This is a genomic window from Geodermatophilus sp. CPCC 205506 (genome assembly GCF_051383635.1).
Classification (GTDB): domain Bacteria; phylum Actinomycetota; class Actinomycetes; order Mycobacteriales; family Geodermatophilaceae; genus Geodermatophilus.
On the sequence record NZ_JALPKP010000019.1, the window covers coordinates 43,845 to 67,516 of the forward strand.

Here is a 23,672-nt window from a genome sequence, read left to right on the forward strand (position 1 = left end):
GCCTCACCCGGCGGCGACCAGCAGCTCCCGCGCCGTCCGGACGTCCGCGGCGGCGACCAGCCGGATCAGGGTCTCGGTGTCCGGCCGGAGCAGCAGCGGCCCGCCGTCGGGGGCGAGCGCCACCCCGCCGGCCGCGGCGAGCACGGCCAGCCCCCCGGCGACGTCGTGCACGTGCGTGCCACTGCGGTCCAGGTCGTGCCAGGCCGCGGCCGACCCGTCGGCGACCAGGCACAGGTCGACCGCGGTGCAGCCGGTGACCCGGATCCGCCGCGCGGCCGCCGGCACGGGAACGCTCCCGCCCGGCGGAGCCGTGGGGACGACGACCGTGCCACCCGTCCGGGGCCGGACGGGCACGCCGTCGCGGCGGGCGCCGGCGCCGAGCGCTCCCTCCCAGCGGCGGCCGCTCGACAGGTCGGCCACGATCCCGGCGACGGCGCGGCCGCCGCGGACGAGGGCGGCCGAGAACGCCCACGGCGGCAGCCCGGCCCGGAAGTTGCCGGTGCCGTCCAGCGGGTCCAGCACGATCCACGGCGCGTCGTCGGCGACCGGCCGGTCGCGGCGCTCCTCGCTGAGCAGGGGAACGCCCAGCGGGGCGAGCACCTCCGCGGCGGCGGCGTGCGCGGCCTCGTCGGCGGCCAGCGACGGGCTGCCGTCGTCCTTGACCCGGTCGGTGCCGGCGTCCCGGGCCAGCGCGGCGGCGACCTCGACGCGGGTGGCGGCCAGCGCGGCCAGGTGCAGGAAGCGGTCGGCGAGCGGCGCCTCCACCGGTGGCAGGGGAACGGGGAGGACGTCGTCGCGCACCCGGTCGCGCACCCGCTCGCAGCCCCAGCCGGCCGCGACGGCGAGGACGCGGGGCTGGGTGATCCGGGCGCCGGTCCGGCGCACGAGCACCGCCTCCGCGGCGCCGTCCTCCCCCCACTCGCGGCGCAGCAGCGCGACGCTGCCCCGGTCGTCGACCAGCAGCCGCCGGGCGGGGTCGACGAGCGTGGTGGCGAGGGCGGCCGGCGCGACGCCGAGGGACTCGGCCGCCGAGCGCACCTCGTCCGCCCGGGTCGCCACCCGCAGGTCGAGCGGTCCCGGGTCGGCCCGCCACTCCAGCCGCGGCTCAGCCACTGTTGCGCAGGGCCGTGGCGATGCCGTTGATGGTCAGCTGGATGTTGCGCCGCACCAGCTCGTCGTCGTCCCCGCCGCGACGCCGTCGCAGCATCTCGACCTGCAGGTGGTGCAGCGGCTCCAGGTAGGGGAACCGGTTGCGGATCGACCGCGCCAGCGACGGGTTGTCCGCCAGCAGCCGGTCGTCGCCGGTGACCGCCAGCAGCATCCGGCAGCTGCGCTCGTGCTCGGCGGTGATCTGGTCGAACACCCGGTGCCGCAGCTCCTCGTCGGGCACCAGCTCGGCGTAGCGGGCGGCCAGCCCGAGATCGGTCTTGGCCAGGACCATCCCCATGTTCGACAGCATGGTGCGCAGGAACGGCCAGCGCCGGTGCAGCTCCTGCAGCCGGGCCAGCTTCGCGTCGTCGCCGTCCACCCAGCTCTCCAGCGCGGTGCCGGTGCCGTACCAGCCGGGCAGCATGATGCGGCTCTGCGACCAGCTGAACACCCACGGGATGGCGCGCAGGTCGGCGATCGAGTCGCCGGCCTTGCGCGACGGCGGCCGGCTGCCGATGTTCAGCTCGGCCAGCTCGCCGATCGGCGTCGCCGCGCGGAACCAGTCGACGAAGCCCGGCGTCTCGTGCACCAGCGCCCGGTAGGCCTGCTGCGCGCGGGCGGCGAGGTCGTCGAGCAGGGCGTAGGCCGGTTCGGCGTCCTCCCCCAGGCCCTCGACGTCGAGCAGGGTCGACTCCAGGGTGGCCGCGACCACCGCCTCCAGGTTGCGCCGGGCGAGGTCCGGGTCGGCGTACTTGGCGGCGATGACCTCGCCCTGCTCGGTGATCCGCAGCGCGCCCGCGACCGCACCCGGCGGCTGGGCGCGGATGGCGTCGTAGCTGGGCCCGCCGCCGCGCCCGACGGTGCCGCCGCGGCCGTGGAACAGCCGCAGCCGGATGCCCTCGGTCCGGGCCACCTCGACCAGCGCCAGCTCGGCCCGGTACAGCGCCCAGTTGGCGGCGAGGTAGCCGCCGTCCTTGTTGCTGTCGGAGTAGCCGAGCATGACCTCCTGCACGTCGCCCCGGTTGGCCACGAGCGTTCGGTAGAGCGGCTCGCCGAGGACGGCGGACATCGTCTGCGCGGCGCGCTGGAGGTCAGCGATCGTCTCGAACAGCGGCGAGATGCCGACCGGGCAGGTCGGGCCGTCCTCGCCGTCGGGGTCGAGCAGCCCGACCTCCTTGAGCAGGACGGCGACCTCGAGGACGTCGCTCACCGACTCGCACATGCTGATCACGTAGTTCGGGATCGCCCGCGGCCCGAGCTCCCGCACCTGCTCGGCCGCGGCCTCCAGCAGGTCGAGCTCCCCGCGGGCCAGCTCGGACAGCTCCGCCCCGTGCCGGACCAGCGGGCGGCGCATCCGCAGCTCGCCGACCAGCAGGGCCACCCGGTCGTCCTCGTCGAGGGCGGCGTAGTCGGGGCAGACGCCGGCCCAGGCGAGCAGCTCGCCGAGCACCTCCTCGTGGACCGCCGAGTTCTGCCGCATGTCCAGCCCGCAGAGGTGGAACCCGAAGACCTCGACGGCGTCGCGCAGGCGGGCCAGCCGGTCGTCGGCGAGCGCGTCGGCCCCGTGCCGGCGCAGCGACGTGTCGACCGTCGCCAGGTCGGCGAGCAGCTCGTCGGGGCCGTCGTAGGGCTCGAGCTCGTGGTGCGGCGGGCGGCCCGGGACGAACCCGAGCACCCGCTGGGCGGTGGCGGCCAGCCGGGCGTGGATGCCGTGCAGCGCGCGCCGGTAGGACTCGTCGGCGCGGAACGGCGAGTCGTCGCGGGAGGCCTCGGCCAGGTGCGCCAGCTCCGGCGTGGGGGTGATCAGCCGGTCGGACATGGACAGCTCGTCGTGCAGCGCCAGCAGCTCACCGAGGTGGTGGGCCAGCGCGGTCTCGGCCTGCCGGGTGCTGGCCCGGCGGACGGCGTCGGCGGTGACGAACGGGTTGCCGTCGCGGTCGCCGCCGATCCAGGAGCCGGGCAGCAGCATGGGCCGCGGGAGCAGCCCGGCGTGCGGCCAGCGCTCGCGCAGCGCCCGGCGCAGCTCGGCGTTGATCGCCGGGACCACCTCGAACAGGGACAGCTCGTAGTAGCGCAGCGCCTCGTCGATCTCGTCGGCCAGCCGCAGCCGGGACAGCCGCAGCAGCGCCGTCTGCCAGAGGGTGAGCACCGCCCGGTGCAGCTCGGCCGACCACTCGGCCTCCTCCACCTCGCCGGGGGCGGAGCGGTCGCGGCGGCGGATCAGCTCGGTGACCTGGCGCTGCACGCGGAAGACCGTGCGGCGCCGGACCTCGGTGGGGTGGGCGGTGACGACCGGGCAGACCAGCGCGCCGGCGAGCTCGCGCGCGACGACGTCCGGGTCGAGCCGCGCGGCGTCCAGCAGCCCCAGGGTCGCCGCCAGGCTGCCCTTCTGCGGGGGCGAGCCCTCGCGCCGGTGGATGCGGCGGCGCCGCTGGTGGTGGATGTCCTCGGCGAGGTTGGCCAGCAGCGAGAAGTGGCTGAACGCGCGGATGACGTGGTTGGTGGAGCGGACGTCGAGATCGCCGAGCCGGGCGGCCAGCTCGGCGCGGTCGACCTCCGAGCGGCGGACGCGGAAGGCCTCCACCCGGGTGGACTCCACCAGCGCCAGCACGTCCTCGCCCGACTGCTCGCCGATCACCTCCCCCAGGACGCGGCCCAGGAGCCGGATGTCCTCGCGGAGCGGGGCGTCGGTGGCAGCGGTGGCATCCCCCTCCGCCCCTCCGTGGTGGCGCAGGTCGGCGACGTCGACAGTGGCTTCCGACACGGGGGCAGTATCGGGGGCGGGTGTGACGAGCGGGTGTCCTGGGGAGATCCTCCCGTCGTGGACCGTCTCCGGGCCGTCGCCGCCGACCTCTCCCCCGCCCGCCACGGGGAGGGCCCGCGGTGGGACGCCGACCGCGCCGAGCTGCTGTGGGTGGACATCGCCGCGGGCCTGGTCCGCCGGGCCACGGTCGCCGCCGACGGCACCCTCACCGAGACGGCCGTGCACCCCGGCGGCGACACCGTGGGCGCCGTCGCCCCCGCGACCGCCGGAGGCTGGCTGCTGGCCGCGGGCGGCGGCTTCACCCACCTGGCCGGCGACGGGACGGCGCGGGTGCTGGTGACCCTCGCCGGCGAGGGCGGCACCGAGGCGAGCGGCGGCACGCGGATGAACGACGCCGCCTGCGACCGCGCCGGCCGGTTCTTCGCCGGCACCATGGCCTTCGACCAGCGGCCCGGCGGCGGGACGCTGTACCGGCTGGACGTCGACGGCACGGTGACCACCGTGCTCGACGGGCTCACCGTCTCCAACGGCATCGGCTGGTCCCCCGACGACCGCACCGTCTACCTGGCCGACTCCGGCCCCGGCGTCGTGCACGCCTTCGACTACGACGTGTCCGCCGGCACGTTCGCCAACGGCCGGGTGCTGCTGGAGTTCTCCGGCGACGAGGGCGTCGCCGACGGCCTGACCGTCGACGACGACGGCTGCCTCTGGACGGCGCTGTGGGGTGGCGGCCAGGTCCGCCGCTGGTCACCGGACGGCGAGCTGCTGGCCGTCGTCGAGGTGCCGGTGGCCCAGACGTCGAGCTGCGCGTTCGCCGGCCCGGGCCGGGACCTGCTGGTGGTCAGCACCTCCACCGAGGGCATGGACGACGCCGCGCGGGCGGCCCAGCCCGACGCCGGCCGGCTGTTCACCGCCCGGCCGGGGCCCACCGGACCCGCGGCGTTCCCCTACCGCGGCCCGCTGGGTGGAGTCCGCCAGGTGGTGTAGCCGTCGGTTTCCGCGGAAACCGACGCTCTTCAGCCCTCGAGGTCGCGCAGCGCCCGCGCGGCCAGGTCGTCGCCGTCGGCCGCGCCGAGCCGGAAGTGCTCCACCGCGCCGTCGTGGTCGCCCCGCTCGGCGAGCAGCACGGCCAGGTTGTGGTGGCAGTAGCTGTCCCCGGCGGCGATGCCGGCGCGGTAGGCCTCCTCGGCCGCCTCGACGTCGCACAGCTCCTCGACGTAGAAGTTGCCCAGCGGCAGCCAGGCCTGGGCCTCGCCCCGCTTGGCGCCCCGCTCGAGGGCGAACCGGGCGTCGGCCACCCGGTCCGTCGCGCGCAGCAGCGCGGCCAGCGCGGTGCGGGCGCCGGGATAGTGGTCCGCCCCGGCCCGCAGGTCGGCCTCCAGATCGAGGTCGCCGGTCGCCGCCCACCGCCAGCACGCGACGACGGCCGCGGCACCGGCGTCCCCGGTCGCGGCCACCTCCTCGGCCACCGCCAGGGCCTGCTGGTGCTCGCCCTGCTCGCGCAGGAGGAAGGCCAGCTGCAGCCCGCCCTCGGAGTCGCCGGCCTGGCCGGCGCCGCGGTAGGCGCGCATCGCGCCGGCCAGGTCCCCGATCTCCTCGAGGACCAGGCCGAGGTTGACCCACGCGTCGGCCTCGCCGCCGACCAGGGCCTGCTCGTAGGCCTCGACGGCCTCCTCGACCCGCCCGCGGGCAGCCAAGCTGTTGCCCAGGTTGAACCAGCCCAGGGCAGCCCCCAGCTCGGCGGCGCGGCGGAAGCAGCGTTCGGCGTCCCGGTCGCGCCCGGCATCGGCCAGGTCGCAGCCCAGCTCGATGATCACGTCGGCGTCCCGGCAGGCGCGCAGCCGCCGGAGGCGCCCGTCCAGGTCCTTCCCCATGCGGTGATCATCAGGGCGGCCGGCGGCGGCGTCGTCCCCCGACCGTGGCGTCTCACCCCGAGGAGGAGGTGCCCCGGCTCACCCGCCGAAGGCCTCCCGCCAGGCGGGCACCAGCTCCTCCTGGCTCCAGCGGAGGAACGGCTCCTGGTGCCCGCCACCGATCTGCACCAGCGCGAGGTGGGTGAACCCGGCGTCGGCATAGGCCCTCGCCGCCTCGAGCACCGCGTCGACGTCGTCCCCGCACGGGATGCTCGCCGCGACGTCCTCCTCCCGCACGAACTGGCTGGCCGAGTCGAACGCCGGGGTGTCCGGCAGCTCGGCGTTGACCTTCCAGCCGAGGCCGAACCAGCGGAACAGGGTGTGCGCGCGGGTGACGGCGGCGTCCCGGTCGGCGTCGTAGCAGACCGGCATCTGCCCGATCCGGGGCTTGCCGGCCCCGCCGGCGGCGTCGAACTGCTCCCCGAGCTCGGCGTTCGGCTCGACGGCGATCATCGCGTCGGCGAGCTCGCCGGCGATCTGGCAGGACTGTGCGCCGGAGACGGCGACGCCGATCGGCACCCGCTGCTCGGGGAGGTCCCAGAGCTTGGCCGACTCGACGTCGAAGTGCTCGCCCCGGATGTTGCAGTACCCGCCGTCGAAGAGGTCGCTGATGATCTGGATCGCCTCGACCAGCATCTCCTGGCGGACGTCGGCCGGCGGCCAGCCGGCACCGACGACGTGCTCGTTGAGGTTCTCGCCGGAGCCCAGGCCGAGGGTGAACCGGCCGTCGGAGAGCAACTGCAGCGTCGCCGCCTTCTGCGCGACGACCGCCGGGTGGTACCGGAACGACGGGCAGGTCACGTAGGTCATGAGCGGGATGCGGCTGGTGGCCTGCGCGGCGGCGCCCAGGACGGTCCACGCGTGCGGCGCGTGGCCCATCTCGTCGAGCCAGGGGAAGTAGTGGTCGCTGCTGACCGCGAAGTCGAAGCCGACCTCCTCGGCGCCCACCACGTGGGCGACCAGGTCCTTCGGCCCCGCCTGCTCGGTCATCATCGTGTAGCCCAGCTGCATCGCCATGCGGCGGCGGCTACCCGGGCCCGGTTGCGCCCAACCGGTTCACACGCGCTCGGCGCGCAGCGCCTCCCGCAGCTTGACCTTGCCGGTGGTGCGCAGCAGCGCCCCCGCGTACACCCGCCCGCCGAGCCGCACGATGAGCGCGATCGCCACGAGCATGAGGACGACGGCCAGCGCCACCTCCCACAGTGCGGCCTCCCCGGCGGCCTGCCGCACCGGCATGACCAGCGGCGACAGCCCGGGCACGTAGGAGGCGACCGTGGCCAGCGTGCTGGTGGGGTCGCCGGCGGCCTGGAAGGCGACGACGAAGCCGACCACGAGCAGGAGCGACGTCGGCGTCAGCACGCTGCCGAGGTCCTCCTGCCGGCTGACCAGGGAGGCCGCGACGGCGAACACGGAGGCGTAGAACGCGTACCCCAACACGAACCAGGCGACGACCGTGAGCACCGTGCTGATCAGCTCGCCGGGCACCGCGACCACGTCGAAGGCCAGCGCGGCGGACACCCCGACGACGCCGATCACGACGATCTGCCCGAGCCCCAGGACGCCGAGGCCCAGGATCTTCCCGGCGAGCAGCTGCCACGGGCGCATGGTGGCCAGCAGCAGCTCCACCACGCGGCTGGACTTCTCCTCCACGACGCCCTGAGCGACGAACTGGGCGAAGAGGATGAGCAGGCCGTACAGGACGGCGACCCCGATGACCGCCACGACGATCCGCTGGCCGTCGTCCTCGGCGTCCGCCAGCGGCGTCACCGCGACCTGGGGCAGTTGCTGCAGGTCGACACCCGCCTCGAGCAGCCGGTCGGAGATCGCCACCCCGGTGACCGCGCCGCTGACGACTGCCTCCATCGTCGCGTCGCGCTCGCGCACGATCAGCTCGGGGTTCGCCCCCGCACCGTCCACCAGCGCGCCGTCGACCTCCTCGTCCTCGACCGCGGCGTGGGCCGTCGCCTCGTCGGCGTACTCGACGACCTCGACGGCGACGCCGACGGTCGCCGCCTGCTCCTGGACGGCGGGCCCGAGCCGGCTCGCGTCGCCGACGATCCCCAGCCGGCCCTCGTCCCCGCCGGAGTTGACCGCGACCTGGAAGGCCATCAGGCCCAGCAGGAGGACGACGATGACGATCGAGCTGATGATGAAGTTCTTGTCCCGGATGCGGCTGGAGATCTCCCGGCCGGCGACCAGCCGGACGAGGGCCGCGCTGCCCGGGTTCCCCGGCTCGCTCATGCCGCCACCTGCTCGCGCGGAGCCGGGTCGGCGACGGCCTCGCGGAAGAGCTCGACGAGGGTCGGTTCGCGCCAGGCGAAGTGGGTGACCCGGCCGGTGCGCAGCGCCGCGGCCAGCACCGCCTGGTCGTCGGTCCCGCCGTCGAGCTCCAGCAGGGTGTCGCCGGCCTGCTGCGAGACGACCCGCACGCCGGGCAGGAGGGCCGGCCAGCCCGCGGGCGCGTCGGGGACGACGACCCGCAGCAGCCGGCCGGCCTCCCGGCGGCGCAGCTCGGCGACCGTCCCGGTGGCGACCATGTGGCCGCGGGCGAGGATGCCGACGGAGTCGCACAGCCGCTCGACCAGGTCGAGCTGGTGGCTGGAGAACACGACCGGGACGCCGTCGCGGACCTGCTCCAGCAGCGCCTCCGCCAGGGAGTCCACGCCGACCGGGTCCAGGCCCGAGAACGGCTCGTCGAGGATGAGCACCTCGGGCCGGCTGACGAGCGCGGCGGCGAGCTGCACGCGCTGCTGGTTGCCCAGCGACAGCTTCTCCACCTGGTCGCCGCGGCGGGCGCCGAGGCCCAGCCGCTCGGCCCAGTGCTCGGCGGCGCGGCGGGCCGCGGCGGCGTCGAGACCGTGCAGCCGCGCGAAGTAGGCCAGCTGCTCGCCGACCTTCATCTTCGGGTAGAGGCCGCGCTCCTCCGGCATGTAGCCGACCCGCCGCCGCACCTCCTGGTCGAGCGGACGGCCCTGCCAGCGGACCTCCCCGGCGTCGGCGCGGGCCAGCCCCAGCGCGATCCGCATGGTCGTGGTCTTGCCGGCCCCGTTGGCGCCGCAGAAGCCGAACATCGACCCGGGCGCGACCGTGAACGTCACCCCCTCGAGCACCTGGTTCGACCCGTAGGTCTTGTACAGCCCCTCGAACTCCAGCACCGTTCCTCCGTCCGATCCGCTCCTCGACCGTATCGGTCGGCCGAGGTCGCGCCGCGCACGCGACTGGGGTGTCATCGGGTCATGAGCGAGGAGAACGTCCCGGCACAGCCGCCGTCCGGGGTTGGGCTGGACGGGCTGCGCGCCGCCGCGGCCGGGTGCACGGCGTGCGAGCTGTGGCAGGGCACCACCCAGACGGTGTTCGGCGAGGGCCCGCCGACCGCTCGCATCGTGTTCGTCGGTGAGCAGCCCGGCGACCAGGAGGACCGCAAGGGCGAGCCGTTCGTCGGCCCGGCCGGCCGGCTGCTGGACAAGGCACTGGGCGACGCCGGCATCGACCGCCGCGACGCCTACGTCACCAACGCCGTCAAGCACTTCCGCTTCACGCAGAAGGGCAAGCGGCGGATCCACCAGACGCCGGGTCCCGAGCACCTGCGCGCCTGCCGGCCGTGGCTGGAGGCGGAGTTCGCCGTCCTCCAGCCCGAGGTCGTGGTCTGCCTCGGGGCCACCGCGGCCAAGGCGCTGATCTCGCCGTGCTTCCGGATCACCAAGGACCGCGGCCGGCTCGTCCCGTGGACCCCGCCCGGCACCGAGGCCGCCGCCGACCCGGCCGACGACGACGAGGACGCCCCGCACCAGACGTGGATGCTGGCCACCACGCACCCCTCGGCGATCCTGCGGACGCCGGACGAGGCCCGCGACGCCGCCTACGACGCCCTCGTCGCCGACCTCCGGGTGGTCGCGCACGCGCTGGCCTGAGCCCGGCACCCCCCGGGAAAGCGAAACGGTCCGTATCCGGTCATGATTCGGGGTGCCCCGGCCGGTCGTCGCCACTCTCGGGGGCGGGCGAGGCCGGCCGGGGCTCGCCCGCCGCCGTGCCCGCGTAGGCCGCCCGGGACGCCCGGAAGTGCCAGAACGACGGCACGGCGACCGCGACGACGGCCATCGCGACGACGACCACGACGCCGCCGGACACCATCGCCGCGCTGACCGAGGCCGCACTGGCGATCGCGCCCGCCCGCAGGTCCCCGAGCCGGGGCCCGCCCGCGACGACGACGAGGAAGACGCCCTGCATCCGGCCGCGCATCTCCTCGGGGGCGGCCAACTGGAGCATCGAGGACCGGAGCACCGCGCTGACCATGTCGCCGGCCCCGGCCACCGCCAGGCACAGCACGGCGAGCCACAGCGACGGCGCGACGCCGAAGCCGATGATCGCCAGGCCCCACACGACGATCGCGCCGAGCACGACGACGCCCTGCCGGTCGACCCGCGACACCCACCCCGAGGTCAGCCCCATGACCAGCGCGCCGATCGAGATCCCGGCGTACAGCCAGCCCAGGCTGTTGGGCGAGTCCGCGTACCGCCCCTCCGACAGCTCGGGGAACACCGCCTGCGGCCAGGCGAAGCACATCGCGATGATGTCGACGACGAAGGTCATCAGGAGCACCGGCTGGGTGCGCAGGAAGCCGAAGCCCTCCCACACGCCGCGCAGTGCGGCGCCGAGCCGCAGCGGCCCGGCGTCCCGGCCGGGGAGCAGCGTCGGCAGGCCGCGCAGCAGCAGCACGGCGACGACGAAGCCGAGCGCGTCCACGGTGTAGGTGATGAACAGGTCGCCGACGGCGATGAGGACGCCGGCCAGCAGCGGCCCGACGATGACCCCCACCTGCCGCACCGTCATCGCCAGCGCGTTGGCCGCCGGCACCCCCTCGGCGCCGACGATGGCCGGGATGACGGCGCTGCGGGTCGGCTGGTTGACGGCGCTGAAGCCGGAGACGCAGGCGGTGAGGACCCACAGGAGCCAGAGGTTCCCGCCGCCGGGCAGCAGCGCCTGGACGGCGAGCAGCGCGCTGGTCACCGCGGAGCCGACCCCGGTGACCAGCATGAGGCGGCGCCGGTCCATGGAGTCGGCGATGGCGCCACCGAGCAGGCCGAAGACGATGAGCGGGACCAGCGCCACGATCGAGGTGACGCCGACCAGCAGCGAGGAGCCGGTGAGGGTGAAGACCTGGTACGGGACGGCGACCAGCGTCATCTGCTGGCCGAGCATGGTCGCCGCCACGCCCCAGAACAGCCGCCGGTAGTCCGGGTTGCGCAGCGGGGTGGTGTCGATGGCCCAGGCGCGCTGGGGCCTCGCCGGCACCGGCACCGGCTCCTCGACCGGGCCGCCACCCTCGACGGGGTCGACGGGTGAAGTCATCGGGTCACCGGCTCGCTCCCGCGGCGCGCTCCGCTCCTCGCTCGCCGGCGCCCGCTGCGATGCTCACGCCCCTGTGCGCTCACCAGGCCCCCCGTTCGCTCCCGCGGGGCGCTCCGCTCCTCGCTCGTTCCTCGCTGCGATGCTCACGCCCCTGTCCGCTCACGGAGCGAGCCGCTGGACGATCCAGCCGCCACCCTCCTCGTCATCCCGCACGAACCGCAGCCGGTCGTGCAGCCGGTCGACGCCGCCCTGCCAGAACTCGACCCGGTCGGGGACCACGCGGTAGCCGCCCCACGCCTCCGGCCGGGGCACCCCGCCCTCCGGCGTCCCGGCGTCGAGCCGGCGCAGCCGCTCCACCAGCTCCTCGCGCGAGTCGACGACGGTCGACTGCACCGAGGCCGCGGCCGCCAGCTGGGCACCGCGCGGGCGGGGGTCCCACAGGTCGTCGGACGCCGCGGCGCCCACCCGCTCGACCCGGCCGGCCACCCGCACCTGGCGCTGGAGGGCGTGCCAGGGGAAGACCAGCGCCGCCCGGGGGTTGACCGCGAGCTGGGCGCCCTTGGCCGAGGCGTAGCTGGTGCCGAAGACGAAGCCGTACTCGTCGTAGCCCTTGACGAGCACGATGCGGGCGTCCGGGGCGCCGTCGGCGTCGGCGGTGGCGACCACCGCGGCGTTGGGCTCCGGGAGCTCGGCCGCCACGGCGTCGCCGAACCAGCGGTCGAACTGCTCGACCCAGCTGGGGGCGAGGTCCTCCTCCCGGAGACCCTCCTGGTCGTAGTCCCTGCGCATGCGGGAGAGGTCGGGCACGAACCCATGCTGTCACCGGCCACCGACGGCGGTGCGACCCCGCCGTCGAACCCCCTGCCGGGGCGGGCCGTCCTCCCCCGCCCCGGCTGTTCCGGGCCCGTTCGCACGGCCTAGGGTCTGGTCGCAGTCGTGCGCCGTTCCCACGGACGCACGAGTCCCGCGCGCAGAGGAGCATGCGAGATGGCCGACGACTTCGTACCCGGCCTGGAGGGCGTCATCGCCTTCGAGACCGAGATCGCGGAACCCGACAAGGACGGCGGGGCGCTCCGATACCGCGGCGTCGACATCGAGGACCTGGTCGGCAAGGTCACCTTCGGCAACGTCTGGGCGCTCCTGGTCGACGGCAAGTTCGGCCCCGGCCTGCCGCCGGCCGAGCCGTTCCCGATCCCGGTGCACACCGGCGACGTGCGCGTCGACGTGCAGGCCGCGCTGGCGATGCTCACCCCGATCTGGGGCTACAAGCCGCTGCTGGACATCGACCCCGACGAGGCGCGGGAGGAGCTGGCGCGGGCCGCCGTCATGGCGCTGTCCTACGTCGCCCAGTCCGCCCGCGGCATCGGCATCCCCGCGGTGCCGCAGAAGCGGATCGACGAGGCCTCGACCATCGTCGAGCGGTTCATGGTCCGCTGGCGCGGGGAGCCCGACCCCCGCCACGTCGCCGCCGTCGACGCCTACTGGACGTCGGCCGCCGAGCACGGCATGAACGCCTCGACGTTCACCGCGCGGGTCATCGCCTCCACCGGCGCCGACGTGGCGGCCGCCCTGTCCGGGGCGATCGGCGCGATGTCCGGGCCGCTGCACGGCGGTGCGCCGTCCCGCGTGCTGCACATGCTCGACGGCGTCGAGCAGTCCGACAGTGCCGAGCGGTACGTGAAGGACCTGCTCGACCGGGGCGAGCGGCTGATGGGCTTCGGCCACCGCGTCTACCGCGCCGAGGACCCCCGCGCCCGGGTGCTGCGCCGCGCCGCCGAGGAGCTGGGCGCACCGCGGTTCCAGGCCGCGCTGGCCCTGGAGCAGGCCGCGCTGACGGAGCTGCGCGAGCGCCGTCCCGACCGGCCGATCGAGACCAACGTGGAGTTCTGGGCGGCGATCGTCCTCGACTTCGCCGAGGTGCCCAGCCACATGTTCACCTCGATGTTCACCTGCGCCCGCACCGCCGGGTGGTGCGCGCACATCCTCGAGCAGAAGAAGACCGGCCGGCTGGTCCGCCCGTCGGCGCGCTACATCGGCCCGGACGCGCGCCGGCCCGAGGACGTCGAGGGCTTCGACACCATCACCACCAAGGCCATCAACCAGCCCACGCCGGCCTGAGAGAGGGCCTCCCTGCCCCCGCCACTCGCACGCTCGTGGCGGGCCCGTGCAGGGAGGCCGCCCGTCATCCCCACCCCACGTAGAAGGCAGTCCCCCCGGATGAGCATCACCATCCCCGCCGACCTCCTGCCTGCCGACGGCCGCTTCGGCTGCGGCCCGTCGAAGGTCCGCCCCGAGGCGCTGGAGGCGCTGGCGAGCAGCGGCGCCTCGCTCATGGGGACCTCGCACCGACAGTCGCCGGTGAAGGGCCTGGTCCGGCAGGTGCGCGAGGGGCTGACCCAGCTCTTCGACCTGCCCGACGGGTACGAGGTCGTGCTCGGCAACGGCGGGACGACCGCGTTCTGGGACGCGGCGATCATCGGCCTCATCCGGGAGCGCAGCGCGCACGGCACGTACGGGGAGTTCTCCGCGAAGTTCGCCTCCGGCGTGGCCGAGGCGCCGTTCCTCGCCGACCCGGTCGTCGCGAAGGCCGACCCGGGGTCGCTGGCGCTGCCGACGGCCGCCAAGGGCGTCGACGCCTACGCCTGGGCGCAGAACGAGACCTCGACCGGCGTCATGGCCCCGGTGCAGCGGCCGTCCGGCACGGACGACGCCCTGGTGCTGATCGACGCGACCAGCGGTGCCGGCGGGCTGCCGGTCGACGTCTCGCAGACCGACGTCTACTACTTCGCGCCGCAGAAGTGCTTCGCCGCCGACGGCGGGCTGTGGATCGCGCTGATGTCCGGGGACGCGCTGGAGCGGGTGGCCGAGATCAAGGCGTCGGGGCGGTGGATCCCGGGTTTCCTGGACCTGTCGATCGCCGTGGACAACTCCGGCAAGGACCAGACCTACAACACCCCCGCGGTCGGGACGCTGTTCCTGCTGGCCGACCAGATCCGCTGGCTGCTCTCGCTCGGCGGGCTCTCGGGCGCCGTGGCGCGCACGCGGGAGTCCTCGTCCCGGCTCTACGGCTGGGCCGAGCAGTCGCCGTACGCGACCCCGTTCGTCAAGGACCCCGACCACCGGTCCTACGTCGTGGGGACCGTCGACTTCGACGACTCGGTGGACGCCGCGCAGGTGGCGACGGTGCTGCGGGCCAACGGGGTGGTCGACGTCGAGCCCTACCGGAAGCTCGGCCGCAACCAGCTGCGCGTGGGCATGTTCCCCGCCGTCGACCCGGACGACGTGAGCGCCCTCACCGCCTGCATCGACCACGTGGTCGGGAAGCTCTGAGGGAGGGGCCGTTCGCGCCACGCCGGGCAGCCTGCGCAGCCGCTCCCCCGCCCGCGGATAGCCTCGCGTTCGGGCTGTCTCCCCCGAGCCGGCTCCCGTCCGACACGTGCAGCCCCCAGGAGGTCGCCCATGCGCACGCTGCGCCTCGTGGCACTCTCCGACGACGGGCAGAGCCTCGTCCTCACCGTGGACACCCCCGAGTCCGGTGAGGAGGGCGAGCACTTCGAGCTGCCGATCGACGACCGGGTCCGCGCGGCCGCCCGCGGCGACGCCCGCCGGCTCGGCCAGATCGACGTGGAGATCGGCGTCAGCCTCCCGCCGCGGGTGATCCAGGCCCGCATCCGCGCCGGCGAGACGCCCGAGCAGGTCGCCGCGGCCTCCGGGATCCGGGTCGAGCGGATCATGCGGTTCGCCCACCCCGTCCTCCAGGAGCGCGAGCGGGTCGCCGAGCAGGCCCGCGAGGCCCGGGTGCGGCTCTCCGAGGGCACGCCGTCGGTGCCGCTGCAGCAGTTCATGTCCGAGCGCCTGCGGCTGCTCGGCGCCGACCTGGACGCCGTCCGCTGGGACGCGCACCGCTCCGCCGACGGCTGGCAGGTCACCGCGGCGTGGCAGGCCGGCGCCAAGTCCGGCGTCACCCGCTGGGCCTACGACCTCCCGGCCCGCACCGTCACCCCGGTCGACGCCGCCACCACCGACTTCGCGGAGGGCACCCGCCTGGTCCGCGTCGTCCCGCACGTGCCCAGCGAGCGGCCGGTGCCGGCGTACCGCCGGCCGGTCGCCGTCGTCCCCGACGACGACGGCCTGGCGGCCCCCGCCTCCTCCCGGCTGGCGGCCGACGACGAGGACGCCACCCCGGCACCGCCGGTCGACGTCCTGCCGGCCGAGCGCCGCACCGACCCTCCCGTGGACTTCGACGACGACATCGCCGAGCACGACACCGTGGTCCTCGGCCGCCCCGGCGGCGACGGGGAGGGCGGCGACGACGAGGACCCGCGGGCGCGCATCCCGGCCTGGGAGGACATCGTGTTCGGGGTCCGCCGGCACCGCTGACCCCTATGCTGACCGGCGGGAACGCCCGGAGGTGTCCGGCGCTCCCTCGGGGTGGGAGGTACTCATGGCCGCATCGGTGTCCATGCCGCTCGGCGGCGTGCAGGTCGGGTCCTACGACAGCTACGAGCAGGCGCAGGCCGCCGTCGACTACCTGTCCGACGAGAAGTTCGCGGTCGAGAACGTCACGATCATCGGCTCGGACCTCAAGCAGGTCGAGCGGGTGACCGGGCGGCTCACCCTGGGACGGGCGCTGGCAGCGGGCGCGGCCGGCGGCGCGTGGTGGGGCCTGTTCGTCGGGCTGCTGCTCGGGATCTTCACCGTCGACGGCGACGACTGGCTGGGCTCGGTGCTCCTGGGGCTGCTCTTCGGCCTGCTGTTCGGCGCGCTCTTCGGCGTCATGGGCTACGCGGCCACCCGGGGGCGGCGCGACTTCACCAGCACCAGTGCGATCATCGCCGGCCGCTACGACGTCATGTGCAACCCGGCCCGCGCCGAGGACGCCCGCGCCCTGCTCGCCCGGTTCGCCCTCCGCGGCTGACGCCACGCCCCCGCAGTCGGGGGGTCGGGCGAGGAGCACTCCGGCACTGTCCGGAAACGGAACGTACCGATACCTTCGCGGCCCCACTGCTGCAGGAGGTCACATGGACGACGTCCGGTCCGGGCACCGGCTGGCACCGCCCGGGGCGTCGCCGCACCGCCGGTGGTCGCCTCCGGGACCGGGGACCTGGCTCCTGGACTCCAGCCACTTCCCCCGCCCCCTGTGCCGCTTCACCGCGGCCGTCTTCCCGGACGCGTTCATGCAGGGCTTCCGCGCCGGCTACGCCCGGTACGGCACGTTGATCGAGGCCACCGACGTCGCCCTCGTCGGCTGCTTCCTCTACAACCGGTTGCGCACGCTGGGCACCCCGCCGGACGCCGACGACCGCCCGACGGAGGAGGAGTTCCGCCGGCTGCTCGCCGACGACCCCGTCCTGCGGGAGCGGATGGCGACCGCGCGGGCCGCCCTCGCCGAGCGCCGCTGGCGGGCGGACCTGCACGAGTGGGACACCGCGGTGAAGCCGGCGCTGCGCGGGCTGCACCAGGCGCTCGCCGAGGTCAACGTGCGCACCGTCGACGACGCGGGCCTGTGCCACCTGGTCGACCGGTGCGGGGAGGCCATGACCGAGGCCTACTTCCAGCACCACCGCTTCGACGCCGCCGCGCTGCTGCCCGTGGGCGACCTCGTGGTGCACACCGTGCGCTGGACCGGCATGGCCCCGGCCGACGTGCTCGGTTGCCTGGCCGGCGCCAGCCCGGTGACCGAGGGCGCGCCCGAGGAGCTGGACGACCTGGTCGCCGCCCTCCGGGAGGACGGCGCCGCGGCCGCGCCGGTCCTCGACGAGTGGCTCCCGGCGGAGGAGGCGCTGAGCCGGCTGATCGGCTGGCCGGAGCCGGTGGGGAGCCGCACCGGCAGCTACCTGGCCGCCCTGGCGGCGCTGCCGGTCGACGGCCAGGACCCCGTCGCGGAGCCCGGCTCGCTGGAGGCCCCGGAGCTGGTGCTGGCCCGCGTGCGCGCGGCGCTCGAGTCCGGGCGGCAGGCACCCGGCGACGCCGCGGCCGAGATCACCGCACGGGTCCGGGCCGCAGTGCCCGCCGAGTGGCGGGCCGAGTTCGACGACCTGCTCGCCGAGGCCCGCCTGGTCTACCGGCTGCGCGACGAGCGCACCGTCCACGCCGACCGCCTGCTGGGCAGCGTCACCCGTGCGGCGGTGCTCGAGGCCGGCCACCGGCTGCACGAGCGGGGGGCGCTCGACGCGCCGGACGACGCGGTCGACCTCGCCCCGGACGAGCTCCGCATGCTGCTGCTGGACGGCCGCGGCCCGACCCGGGACGAGGTGGCCCGCCGGGTGCACTGGCGGCGGACGGCGACCTACCGCGACGTGCCCGCAGCCTTCGGTCCGCCGCCCGTCGGCCTGGTGCCCGCCCGGTGGCTCCCGCCCGAGGCGGCCCGGGTGCAGGAGGCGGTGGGCTTCGCGCTGACCGCCATGCTGCGGGACGCGGGGCAGCCCCCCGGCGACCGGACCGTGCACGGCCTCGGTGTGAGCGCCGGCAGCTACGAGGGCACCGCCCGCGTGCTGACCGGCAGCGGTGAGCTCGCCCGGGTGCAGACCGGCGACGTCCTGGTCACCGCCGCCACCGGCCCGGCGTTCAACCTCGTGCTCCCCCGTCTCGGGGCGATCGTCACCGACCGCGGCGGGCTGCTGTCGCACGCCGCGATCGTGGCCCGCGAGTTCGGCGTCCCCGCGGTCGTCGGGTGCCCGGACGCGACCGTGCGCATCCCGGACGGCGCCCGGGTCCACGTCGACGGGGCCACCGGCACCGTCACCGTGCTGTGAGCCCCGGCTGCCTGCCGCTGGCCGAGGTGGACGACGAGGACGCGTACGGTGGCAAGGCGGCGGCGCTGGGGGCCGCGATCCGCGCCGGCCTGCCGGTGCCGCCGGGCGTGGCCCTGCCGGCCGACCTGGTCGCCGACGCCGGCCGCGACGGGCTCGCCGCGGCCGTCGCGGACGCCGTCCGCACGGTCGCCCGGGAGGGCGGGCCGGTGGCGGTCCGGTCCTCGGTGGTCGGCGAGGACGGCGAGCGGCGCAGTTTCGCCGGCCAGCACCTGACCGTGCTCAACGTCGTCCGGCCCGACGCCGTGGCCCGGGCGGTCGCCGACGTCGCCCTCTCGTCGCGGTCGCCGTCGGCACTTGCCTACCGCGGAGCGGGGGGCGACGACTCGACCCCGCGGTGCGGCGTGGTGCTGCAACGGCAGGTCAGCGCGCTGGCGGCCGGGGTGCTCTTCTCCCGGCACCCGGTCACCGGCGCCGACGAGCTGGTCGTCGAGGCCGCCTGGGGTCTGGGCGTGGCCGTGGTCGAGGGCCTCGTCGTGCCCGACCTCGTCCGGCTGGGCTCCGACGGCCGGCTGCTCGAGCAGGTGGTGGGCGACAAGGACCGCGCCGTCGTGGCCCGGCCCGGGGGTGGGACGGCGGTCGTCGGGGTCCGGCCGGAGCGGGCCCGCCGTCCCTGCCTGGGCCCGGCGGAGCTGGCCGCGCTGGCCGACCTGGCCCGCCGGTGCGACGCGGTGTTCGGCGGCCCGTCGGACCTGGAGTGGGCGTGGACCGCGGACGGGGCGGTCCTGCTCCAGCGCCGGCCCGTGCCGCTGCCGGCCCGCTGAGCGGCGGTGGCTCAGCGCAGCGTGGCGAAGGCGACCGCGGCGGCGGCCGCCACGCCGAGGGAGTCGACGCCGGTCCGCATGGGGATCCGCGCGCGCACCCGCGCGGCCCGCTGCGCCTCCGGGGTGAGCCCCGGCCCCTCGGCCCCGAGCAGCACCGCGGTCCGCGGATGGGCCCGCGGGTCGACCGCGGCGAGGTCGACGGCGTCCGGAGCCGGGGTGAGCGCCACCGTCAGGTAGCCGGCGTCGTGCAGCCGGGCCAGTCCGCGGGGCCAGTCGGGCAGGACGGCGAACGGCAGCGCCAGCACGTGCCCCATCGAGACCCGCACCGAGCGCCGGTAGAGCGGATCGGCGCAGCGCGGGTCCAGCAGCAGGCCGTCCACGCCCAGCGCGACGGCCGACCGGGCGATCGACCCCAGGTTCTCCGCGTCGTTGAGCGCCTCGAGCACCGCCAGCCGCCGCGGCGCCGCCGGGTCCGGCCCGGCCAGCAGCGCGTCGACGTCGGCCGGCGGGCGGCGCTCGGCCGAGGCCAGCACCCCGCGGGTCAGCCGGAAGCCGATCACCTCCGACAGCACCCACTTGTCCGCCTCGTAGGCGGCGGTGCCCGCCGGGAGGTCCAGCGCCGCGACCCGGCCGGGCACCCCGAGCACCGCGCGCACCCGGTACGGCGAGGCCAGCAGCCGCTGCACTGCCGGCACGCCCTCCACGATCACCGGACCGGTCCCGCGCTCGGTGCCGGGCGGGCGGTCCCCCGCCTTGAGGTCGCGGAAGTCGGCCACCCGCTCGTCGGCCGGGTCGGTGATCGTCACGGGGTCGGCGGGCACGGCTCCGATCCTGCCAACCGGGGGGACAACGCCCGTTGACGCGGTCGGCACAACTCACCTACCGTTGAGTTCATCAGGCGTTGAGTTCTTCGCGGGAGGTCTCCATGACCGACGCCGTCACCGTCACCGATCTCGTCGTGCACCGGGGGTCCCGTCCGGTGCTGCGCGGGCTGTCCTTCGGCGTCCCGGCCGGGCAGGTCACCGGGTTGCTCGGGCCGAGCGGCAGCGGGAAGACCACGCTCATGCGCGCCGTCGTCGGCGTCCAGCAGGTGCGCTCCGGGCACGTCACCGTGCTCGGGCAGCCCGCCGGCTCGCCCGCCCTGCGCTCCCGGGTCGGCTACGTCACCCAGGCGCCCAGCGTCTACCCCGACCTGACCGTCCGCGAGAACGCCCGCTACTTCGCCGCCCTCTACGGCCGGGGCGCGCCCGCTGCGGACGCCGCGCTGGCCGGCGTCGACCTGGCCGACGCCGCCGGCCAGCTGGTCCGCGACCTCTCCGGCGGCCAGCAGGGCCGCGTGTCCCTGGCCTGCGCCCTGGTCGGCGACCCCGAGGTCCTGGTGCTCGACGAGCCGACCGTCGGCCTCGACCCCGTGCTGCGGGTCGAGCTGTGGGCCCGGTTCCACGCCCTGGCCGACGCCGGCACGACGCTGCTCGTCTCCAGCCACGTCATGGAGGAGGCGGCCCGCTGCGACCGGCTGCTGCTGCTCCGCGAGGGGGAACTGCTCTTCGACGACACCCCCGCCCGGCTGCGCGCCGACGCCGGGACCGCCGACCTGGAGGAGGCGTTCCTGCAGCTGGTGCGGGCCCGTGAGGGGGTGGGCGTGAGCCGCTCCGCCACCGCTGCGGCTCCGCCGCGCGCAGCCGAGCAGGTGACCCGGACGTGAGCACGACCTCGGTCCTCTCACCGCGGCTCACCCTGGCGACGACCGGCCGGGTGCTCCGCCAGCTGCGGCACGACCACCGCACGATCGCGATGATGGTCGTGCTGCCGAGCCTCCTGCTCGGCCTGCTGTACCTGCTGTGGCGCGACGTCCCGGCGCTGCCCGGGCAGGTCGGCCTGTTCGACCGGGTGGGCCTGACGATGCTCGGCGTCTTCCCGTTCGTCGTGATGTTCCTGGTCACCAGCATCGCCATGCTCCGGGAGCGCACCACCGGCACCCTGGAGCGGCTGCTGACCACCCCGCTGGCGCGGCTGGACCTCCTCCTGGGGTACGGCACCGCGTTCGGGCTGGCGGCGGCCGTGCAGGCGGTGGTCACCGTCGGCGTCGCGACCACCGTCTACGACCTGGACGTCGCCGGGTCGCTGTGGGCGGTCGTCCTCATCGCGGTCGTCGACGCCGTGCTCGGGGTGGCGCTGGGGCTGCTGGCCAGCGCCTTCGCCCGCAGCGAGTTCCAGGCCGTGCAGTTCATGCCGGTCGTCGTCCTCCCCCAGTTCTTCCTGTGCGGCCTGCTCGTGCCGCGGGAGCAGATGGCCGGGTGGCTGCAGGCGATCAGCGACGTCCTGCCGCTCACCTACGCCGTCGAGGCGCTGCGGGAGGTCGGGCGCTCGGTGTCGGCGACGGGCACGATGTGGACCGACGTGGCGATCGTGTCCGGCGTCGCGGTACTCGCCCTCGCACTGGCGGCGGCGACCCTGCGGAGGAGGAGCGGCTGAGCGAGGCACGCCGGCGGCCCACGGGTCGCCGCCCCGGCAACCCGGGCACCCGCGAGGCGGTGCTGGACGCGGCCCGCGCCGCCTTCGCCGAGCGCGGTTACGACGGCGCCTCGATCCGCAGGATCGCAACAGCCGCCGGGGTCGACCCCGCCCTCGTCCACCACTACTTCGGCACAAAGGACAAGCTGTTCCTGGCGGCGGTCGAGGCACCGGTCGACCCGACCGAGCTGCTGCCGGAAGTGCTCGCCTCCGCCCCGGCCGACCTCGGCGCCGCCGTCGTCCGCATGGTGCTGCGGGTCTGGGACGGCCCGGCCCGGCCGGCCGGGCTGGCCCTCATCCGGTCGGCGGTGAGCAGCGAGTGGACCGCCAAGCTGCTGCGCGAGTTCCTGGTCGCCCGGGTGATCCGGCGGGTGATCGGCACGCTCGACATGCCGGTCGCCGAGCGCGACGCTCGCGGCTCGCTGGTCGCCTCGCAGGTGATGGGGCTGGTCATGGCCCGCTACGTGCTCCGGCTGGAGCCGCTGGCATCGGCGGCCCGGGAGGACGTCGTCGCCGCCGTCGGCCCCACGGTGCAGCGCTACCTCACCGGCGACGTCGAGCTGCCGCACCGGCGCCCCCGGTGAGCCGGGGTCAGCGCGGTGCGCGGGCCAGCTGTCGGCTCTGCGCGACGAGCCGGCCGGTGGAGTCCCAGATCCGGTAGTCCTCGTCGAGCCAGCCGCCGGCGACCTCCCCGGCGCGCGCCTCGACCAGGCACCAGCCGGGCGCCGGGAGCGCCCGCACCAGCACCTGCAGCTGCACCGTCGGCGCCCAGCCGAACCGGCCGGTCGCCCAGCTGGTCGGCGGCAGGACGTCGGCGAAGAGCAGCAGCGCCAGCGGGTCGGGCTCGCGGCCGTCGGCCAGGCGCACCCACCCCCGCATCCGCGGCTCGGTGCCCGGCCGGCCGAGCGCCCAGCCGGCGGTCTCCGGGTCCAGCCGGGTGTGCACGCGGGTGCGCAGGCCCACCTCGGGCATCGGGTGGACCAGCGTGCCGTCGTCGCCCGGGGGGAGGCAGTCGGCCACGGGCGTAGCCGCCGGCGGCGGGGTGGCCGACCAGTCCGGCGCCGCGTCGGTGAGCGTCGCCGTGGTCACCTGGGCGGTCAGCGACGGCCCGCCGTCCCCCGACAGGACGACGGAGGAGTGCGCGAGCGTCCGGCCGGCCGGCCCGGGGGTGACCGCGAGGGCCGCGCGCCCGGGCGGCGTGGCGCGCAGGAAGCTCGCCGACAGCGCGACCGGGTGCGGGTGCGGGCTCTCGGCGAGGGCCGCCCGCGCCACCACGGCCAGCAGGTAGCCGCCGTTGAGGATGCCGGGGGCGACGTCCCACCCGTCGTCGAGGTCGGCGGCCAGCCCGCCGCCCTCGACGCGCGTGACCGCGGTGTCGGCGTCGAAGGCGGACGGAGCGGGGTCGGTCTGCGGCACGCGACCGAGACTGCCAGGGTGGGCGTCCATGGAGTACACGCACCTGGGCCGCAGCGGCCTGTCGGTCTCCCGGCTGTGCCTGGGCACGATGAACTTCGGCTGGAAGACCGAGGAGGCCGACGCGCACGCCATCCTGGACCGCGCCCAGGGCGAGGGGGTCAACTTCGTCGACACCGCCAACACCTACGGCTTCGACGCGGGCAAGGGACGGACCGAGGAGGTCCTCGGGACCTGGTTCGCCCAGGGCGGGCAGCGGCGCGAGAAGACCGTGCTGGCGACCAAGGTCTACGGCTCGATGACCCAGTGGCCCAACGACACGTTCCTGTCCGCCCGCAACCTGGTGCGCGCCTGCGAGGCCTCGCTGCGCCGGATGCAGACCGACTGGATCGACCTCTACCAGTTCCACCACGTCGACCTGGCCACGCCGTGGGAGGAGATCTGGCAGGCCTGCGAGACGCTGGTCGCGCAGGGCAAGGTGCTCTACGTCGGCTCCTCCAACCACGCCGCCTGGCAGATCGCCGCGGCCAACGAGGCGGCCACCCGCCGGCACTTCCTCGGTCTGGTGAGCGAGCAGTCGCACTACAACCTGCTCACCCGCCACGTCGAGCTCGAGGTGCTCCCCGCCGCCCGGCACTACGGGGTCGGGATCATCCCGTGGAGCCCGCTGGCCGGCGGCCTGCTCGCCGGCATCCTCGCCGAGGGCGGCGGCCCCCGCCGCCGCGCCGCCGAGGAGCGGGTGGAGCGGCACCGCCCGGCGCTGCAGGCCTACGAGGACGCCTGCCGGGAGTGGGGCCTGGCGCCCGCGGACGTCGGGGTCGCCTGGTTGCTGCACCAGCCCGCGGTGACCGCGCCGATCGTCGGGCCCCGGACGATGGAGCAGCTCGACGGCGGGCTGGCCGCGCTGGACGTCGCCCTGGAGGAGGGGCAGCTGGCCCGCCTCGACGAGATCTTCCCCGGGTACCGCGCGGCGCCGATGGAGTACGCCTGGTGA

At 75.7% G+C, this 23,672-nt stretch carries 22 protein-coding genes; 12 read left to right on the forward strand and 10 right to left on the reverse strand.

Going from position 1 to position 23,672, the window contains the following annotated elements:
* Positions 1–3 precede the first annotated feature (3 nt).
* Together MY520_RS12815 and ppc are read right to left on the reverse strand one after the other, a co-directional pair.
* Complete coding sequence (locus tag MY520_RS12815; RefSeq protein ID WP_436692491.1) at positions 4–1,113, reverse strand: inositol monophosphatase family protein; 1,110 nt, start codon at positions 1,111–1,113, stop codon at positions 4–6.
* The gene (ppc, locus tag MY520_RS12820) at positions 1,106–3,913 is read right to left on the reverse strand and encodes a phosphoenolpyruvate carboxylase (protein WP_436692492.1); all 2,808 of its coding nucleotides are present in this window, start codon (positions 3,911–3,913) and stop codon (positions 1,106–1,108) included. The genes MY520_RS12815 and ppc overlap by 8 nt, the downstream gene beginning before the upstream one ends.
* 57 nt (positions 3,914–3,970) lie before the next feature.
* Here ppc and MY520_RS12825 point away from each other — a divergent pair, with 57 nt between their 5' ends.
* A complete protein-coding gene (locus tag MY520_RS12825; RefSeq protein WP_436692493.1) occupies positions 3,971–4,900 on the forward strand; it encodes an SMP-30/gluconolactonase/LRE family protein in 930 nt (309 codons plus the stop codon).
* A gap of 29 nt (positions 4,901–4,929) precedes the next feature.
* Here the strand turns inward: MY520_RS12825 and MY520_RS12830 are convergent, their stop codons facing one another.
* From MY520_RS12830 to MY520_RS12845, 4 genes are all read right to left on the reverse strand, one after another.
* Positions 4,930–5,787, reverse strand: a complete 858-nt coding sequence (locus MY520_RS12830; RefSeq protein WP_436692494.1) for a tetratricopeptide repeat protein — start codon at positions 5,785–5,787, stop codon at positions 4,930–4,932.
* A gap of 78 nt (positions 5,788–5,865) precedes the next feature.
* On the reverse strand, positions 5,866–6,843 hold the full coding sequence (locus tag MY520_RS12835; RefSeq protein WP_436692495.1) for a TIGR03557 family F420-dependent LLM class oxidoreductase: 978 nt from the start codon (positions 6,841–6,843) through the stop codon (positions 5,866–5,868).
* 39 nt (positions 6,844–6,882) lie between these two features.
* Positions 6,883–8,067: an ABC transporter permease gene (locus tag MY520_RS12840; RefSeq protein WP_436692496.1), complete on the reverse strand. Its 1,185-nt coding sequence runs from the start codon at positions 8,065–8,067 to the stop codon at positions 6,883–6,885.
* On the reverse strand, positions 8,064–8,981 hold the full coding sequence (locus MY520_RS12845) for an ABC transporter ATP-binding protein (protein ID WP_436692497.1): 918 nt from the start codon (positions 8,979–8,981) through the stop codon (positions 8,064–8,066). Before MY520_RS12845 ends, MY520_RS12840 begins: the two co-directional genes overlap by 4 nt.
* Positions 8,982–9,062: 81 nt before the next feature.
* Here MY520_RS12845 and MY520_RS12850 point away from each other — a divergent pair, with 81 nt between their 5' ends.
* Positions 9,063–9,737, forward strand: a complete 675-nt coding sequence (locus tag MY520_RS12850) for a UdgX family uracil-DNA binding protein (protein WP_436692498.1) — start codon at positions 9,063–9,065, stop codon at positions 9,735–9,737.
* 40 nt (positions 9,738–9,777) lie between these two features.
* Here MY520_RS12850 and MY520_RS12855 read toward each other — a convergent pair whose 3' ends face one another.
* A complete protein-coding gene (locus MY520_RS12855; RefSeq protein WP_436692499.1) occupies positions 9,778–11,175 on the reverse strand; it encodes an MFS transporter in 1,398 nt (465 codons plus the stop codon).
* Positions 11,176–11,334: 159 nt separating this feature from the next.
* Positions 11,335–11,982, reverse strand: coding sequence for a pyridoxamine 5'-phosphate oxidase (gene pdxH / locus MY520_RS12860; RefSeq protein ID WP_436692500.1), 648 nt, complete (start codon positions 11,980–11,982; stop codon positions 11,335–11,337).
* Positions 11,983–12,162: 180 nt separating this feature from the next.
* Between pdxH and MY520_RS12865 the strand changes: the two genes are divergently transcribed.
* The 6 genes from MY520_RS12865 (at position 12,163) to MY520_RS12890 (ending at position 18,751) form a co-directional block, all read left to right on the forward strand.
* Positions 12,163–13,293, forward strand: coding sequence for a citrate synthase 2 (locus tag MY520_RS12865; protein WP_436692501.1), 1,131 nt, complete (start codon positions 12,163–12,165; stop codon positions 13,291–13,293).
* Between the two features lie 99 nt (positions 13,294–13,392).
* The gene (gene serC, locus MY520_RS12870; RefSeq protein WP_436692502.1) at positions 13,393–14,505 is read left to right on the forward strand and encodes a phosphoserine transaminase; all 1,113 of its coding nucleotides are present in this window, start codon (positions 13,393–13,395) and stop codon (positions 14,503–14,505) included.
* Between the two features lie 129 nt (positions 14,506–14,634).
* On the forward strand, positions 14,635–15,555 hold the full coding sequence (gene sepH, locus MY520_RS12875; protein ID WP_436692503.1) for a septation protein SepH: 921 nt from the start codon (positions 14,635–14,637) through the stop codon (positions 15,553–15,555).
* Positions 15,556–15,619: 64 nt separating this feature from the next.
* Positions 15,620–16,093, forward strand: a complete 474-nt coding sequence (locus MY520_RS12880) for a general stress protein (protein ID WP_436692504.1) — start codon at positions 15,620–15,622, stop codon at positions 16,091–16,093.
* 103 nt (positions 16,094–16,196) lie between these two features.
* Positions 16,197–17,930: a PEP-utilizing enzyme gene (locus MY520_RS12885; protein WP_436692505.1), complete on the forward strand. Its 1,734-nt coding sequence runs from the start codon at positions 16,197–16,199 to the stop codon at positions 17,928–17,930.
* Entirely contained in the window at positions 17,927–18,751 is an 825-nt protein-coding gene (locus MY520_RS12890; protein WP_436692506.1) for a PEP/pyruvate-binding domain-containing protein, read from the forward strand. Before MY520_RS12885 ends, MY520_RS12890 begins: the two co-directional genes overlap by 4 nt.
* Positions 18,752–18,762: 11 nt before the next feature.
* Here MY520_RS12890 and MY520_RS12895 read toward each other — a convergent pair whose 3' ends face one another.
* Positions 18,763–19,572 (reverse strand): TrmH family RNA methyltransferase, encoded by an 810-nt coding sequence (locus tag MY520_RS12895; RefSeq protein WP_436692507.1) that lies wholly within the window; start codon positions 19,570–19,572, stop codon positions 18,763–18,765.
* A 104-nt stretch (positions 19,573–19,676) separates the two neighbouring features.
* Here MY520_RS12895 and MY520_RS12900 point away from each other — a divergent pair, with 104 nt between their 5' ends.
* From MY520_RS12900 to MY520_RS12910, 3 genes are read left to right on the forward strand one after another with little or no spacing between them, the layout of a single operon-like run.
* Positions 19,677–20,456, forward strand: a complete 780-nt coding sequence (locus MY520_RS12900; protein WP_436692508.1) for an ABC transporter ATP-binding protein — start codon at positions 19,677–19,679, stop codon at positions 20,454–20,456.
* On the forward strand, positions 20,453–21,226 hold the full coding sequence (locus MY520_RS12905; RefSeq protein ID WP_436692509.1) for an ABC transporter permease: 774 nt from the start codon (positions 20,453–20,455) through the stop codon (positions 21,224–21,226). The genes MY520_RS12900 and MY520_RS12905 overlap by 4 nt, the downstream gene beginning before the upstream one ends.
* Before the next feature lie 59 nt (positions 21,227–21,285).
* Positions 21,286–21,849 (forward strand): TetR family transcriptional regulator, encoded by a 564-nt coding sequence (locus tag MY520_RS12910; RefSeq protein WP_436692510.1) that lies wholly within the window; start codon positions 21,286–21,288, stop codon positions 21,847–21,849.
* A 7-nt stretch (positions 21,850–21,856) separates the two neighbouring features.
* Here the strand turns inward: MY520_RS12910 and MY520_RS12915 are convergent, their stop codons facing one another.
* Positions 21,857–22,681 (reverse strand): thioesterase family protein, encoded by an 825-nt coding sequence (locus MY520_RS12915; protein ID WP_436692511.1) that lies wholly within the window; start codon positions 22,679–22,681, stop codon positions 21,857–21,859.
* 28 nt (positions 22,682–22,709) lie between these two features.
* Here MY520_RS12915 and MY520_RS12920 point away from each other — a divergent pair, with 28 nt between their 5' ends.
* A complete protein-coding gene (locus MY520_RS12920) occupies positions 22,710–23,672 on the forward strand; it encodes an aldo/keto reductase (protein ID WP_436692512.1) in 963 nt (320 codons plus the stop codon).

Excerpts from the sequence above, each read along its gene's own strand:
- MY520_RS12830 (WP_436692494.1), bottom strand. The coding sequence starts at position 5,787 with ATGGGGAAGGACCTGGACGGGCGCCTCCGGCGGCTGCGCGCCTGCCGG.
- MY520_RS12835 (WP_436692495.1), bottom strand. The coding sequence starts at position 6,843 with ATGGCGATGCAGCTGGGCTACACGATGATGACCGAGCAGGCGGGGCCG.
- MY520_RS12840 (WP_436692496.1), bottom strand. The coding sequence starts at position 8,067 with ATGAGCGAGCCGGGGAACCCGGGCAGCGCGGCCCTCGTCCGGCTGGTC.
- MY520_RS12850 (WP_436692498.1), top strand. The coding sequence starts at position 9,063 with ATGAGCGAGGAGAACGTCCCGGCACAGCCGCCGTCCGGGGTTGGGCTG.
- MY520_RS12855 (WP_436692499.1), bottom strand. The coding sequence starts at position 11,175 with ATGACTTCACCCGTCGACCCCGTCGAGGGTGGCGGCCCGGTCGAGGAG.
- MY520_RS12865 (WP_436692501.1), top strand. The coding sequence starts at position 12,163 with ATGGCCGACGACTTCGTACCCGGCCTGGAGGGCGTCATCGCCTTCGAG.
- serC (WP_436692502.1), top strand. The coding sequence starts at position 13,393 with ATGAGCATCACCATCCCCGCCGACCTCCTGCCTGCCGACGGCCGCTTC.
- sepH (WP_436692503.1), top strand. The coding sequence starts at position 14,635 with ATGCGCACGCTGCGCCTCGTGGCACTCTCCGACGACGGGCAGAGCCTC.
- MY520_RS12880 (WP_436692504.1), top strand. The coding sequence starts at position 15,620 with ATGGCCGCATCGGTGTCCATGCCGCTCGGCGGCGTGCAGGTCGGGTCC.
- MY520_RS12885 (WP_436692505.1), top strand. The coding sequence starts at position 16,197 with ATGGACGACGTCCGGTCCGGGCACCGGCTGGCACCGCCCGGGGCGTCG.
- MY520_RS12900 (WP_436692508.1), top strand. The coding sequence starts at position 19,677 with ATGACCGACGCCGTCACCGTCACCGATCTCGTCGTGCACCGGGGGTCC.
- MY520_RS12920 (WP_436692512.1), top strand. The coding sequence starts at position 22,710 with ATGGAGTACACGCACCTGGGCCGCAGCGGCCTGTCGGTCTCCCGGCTG.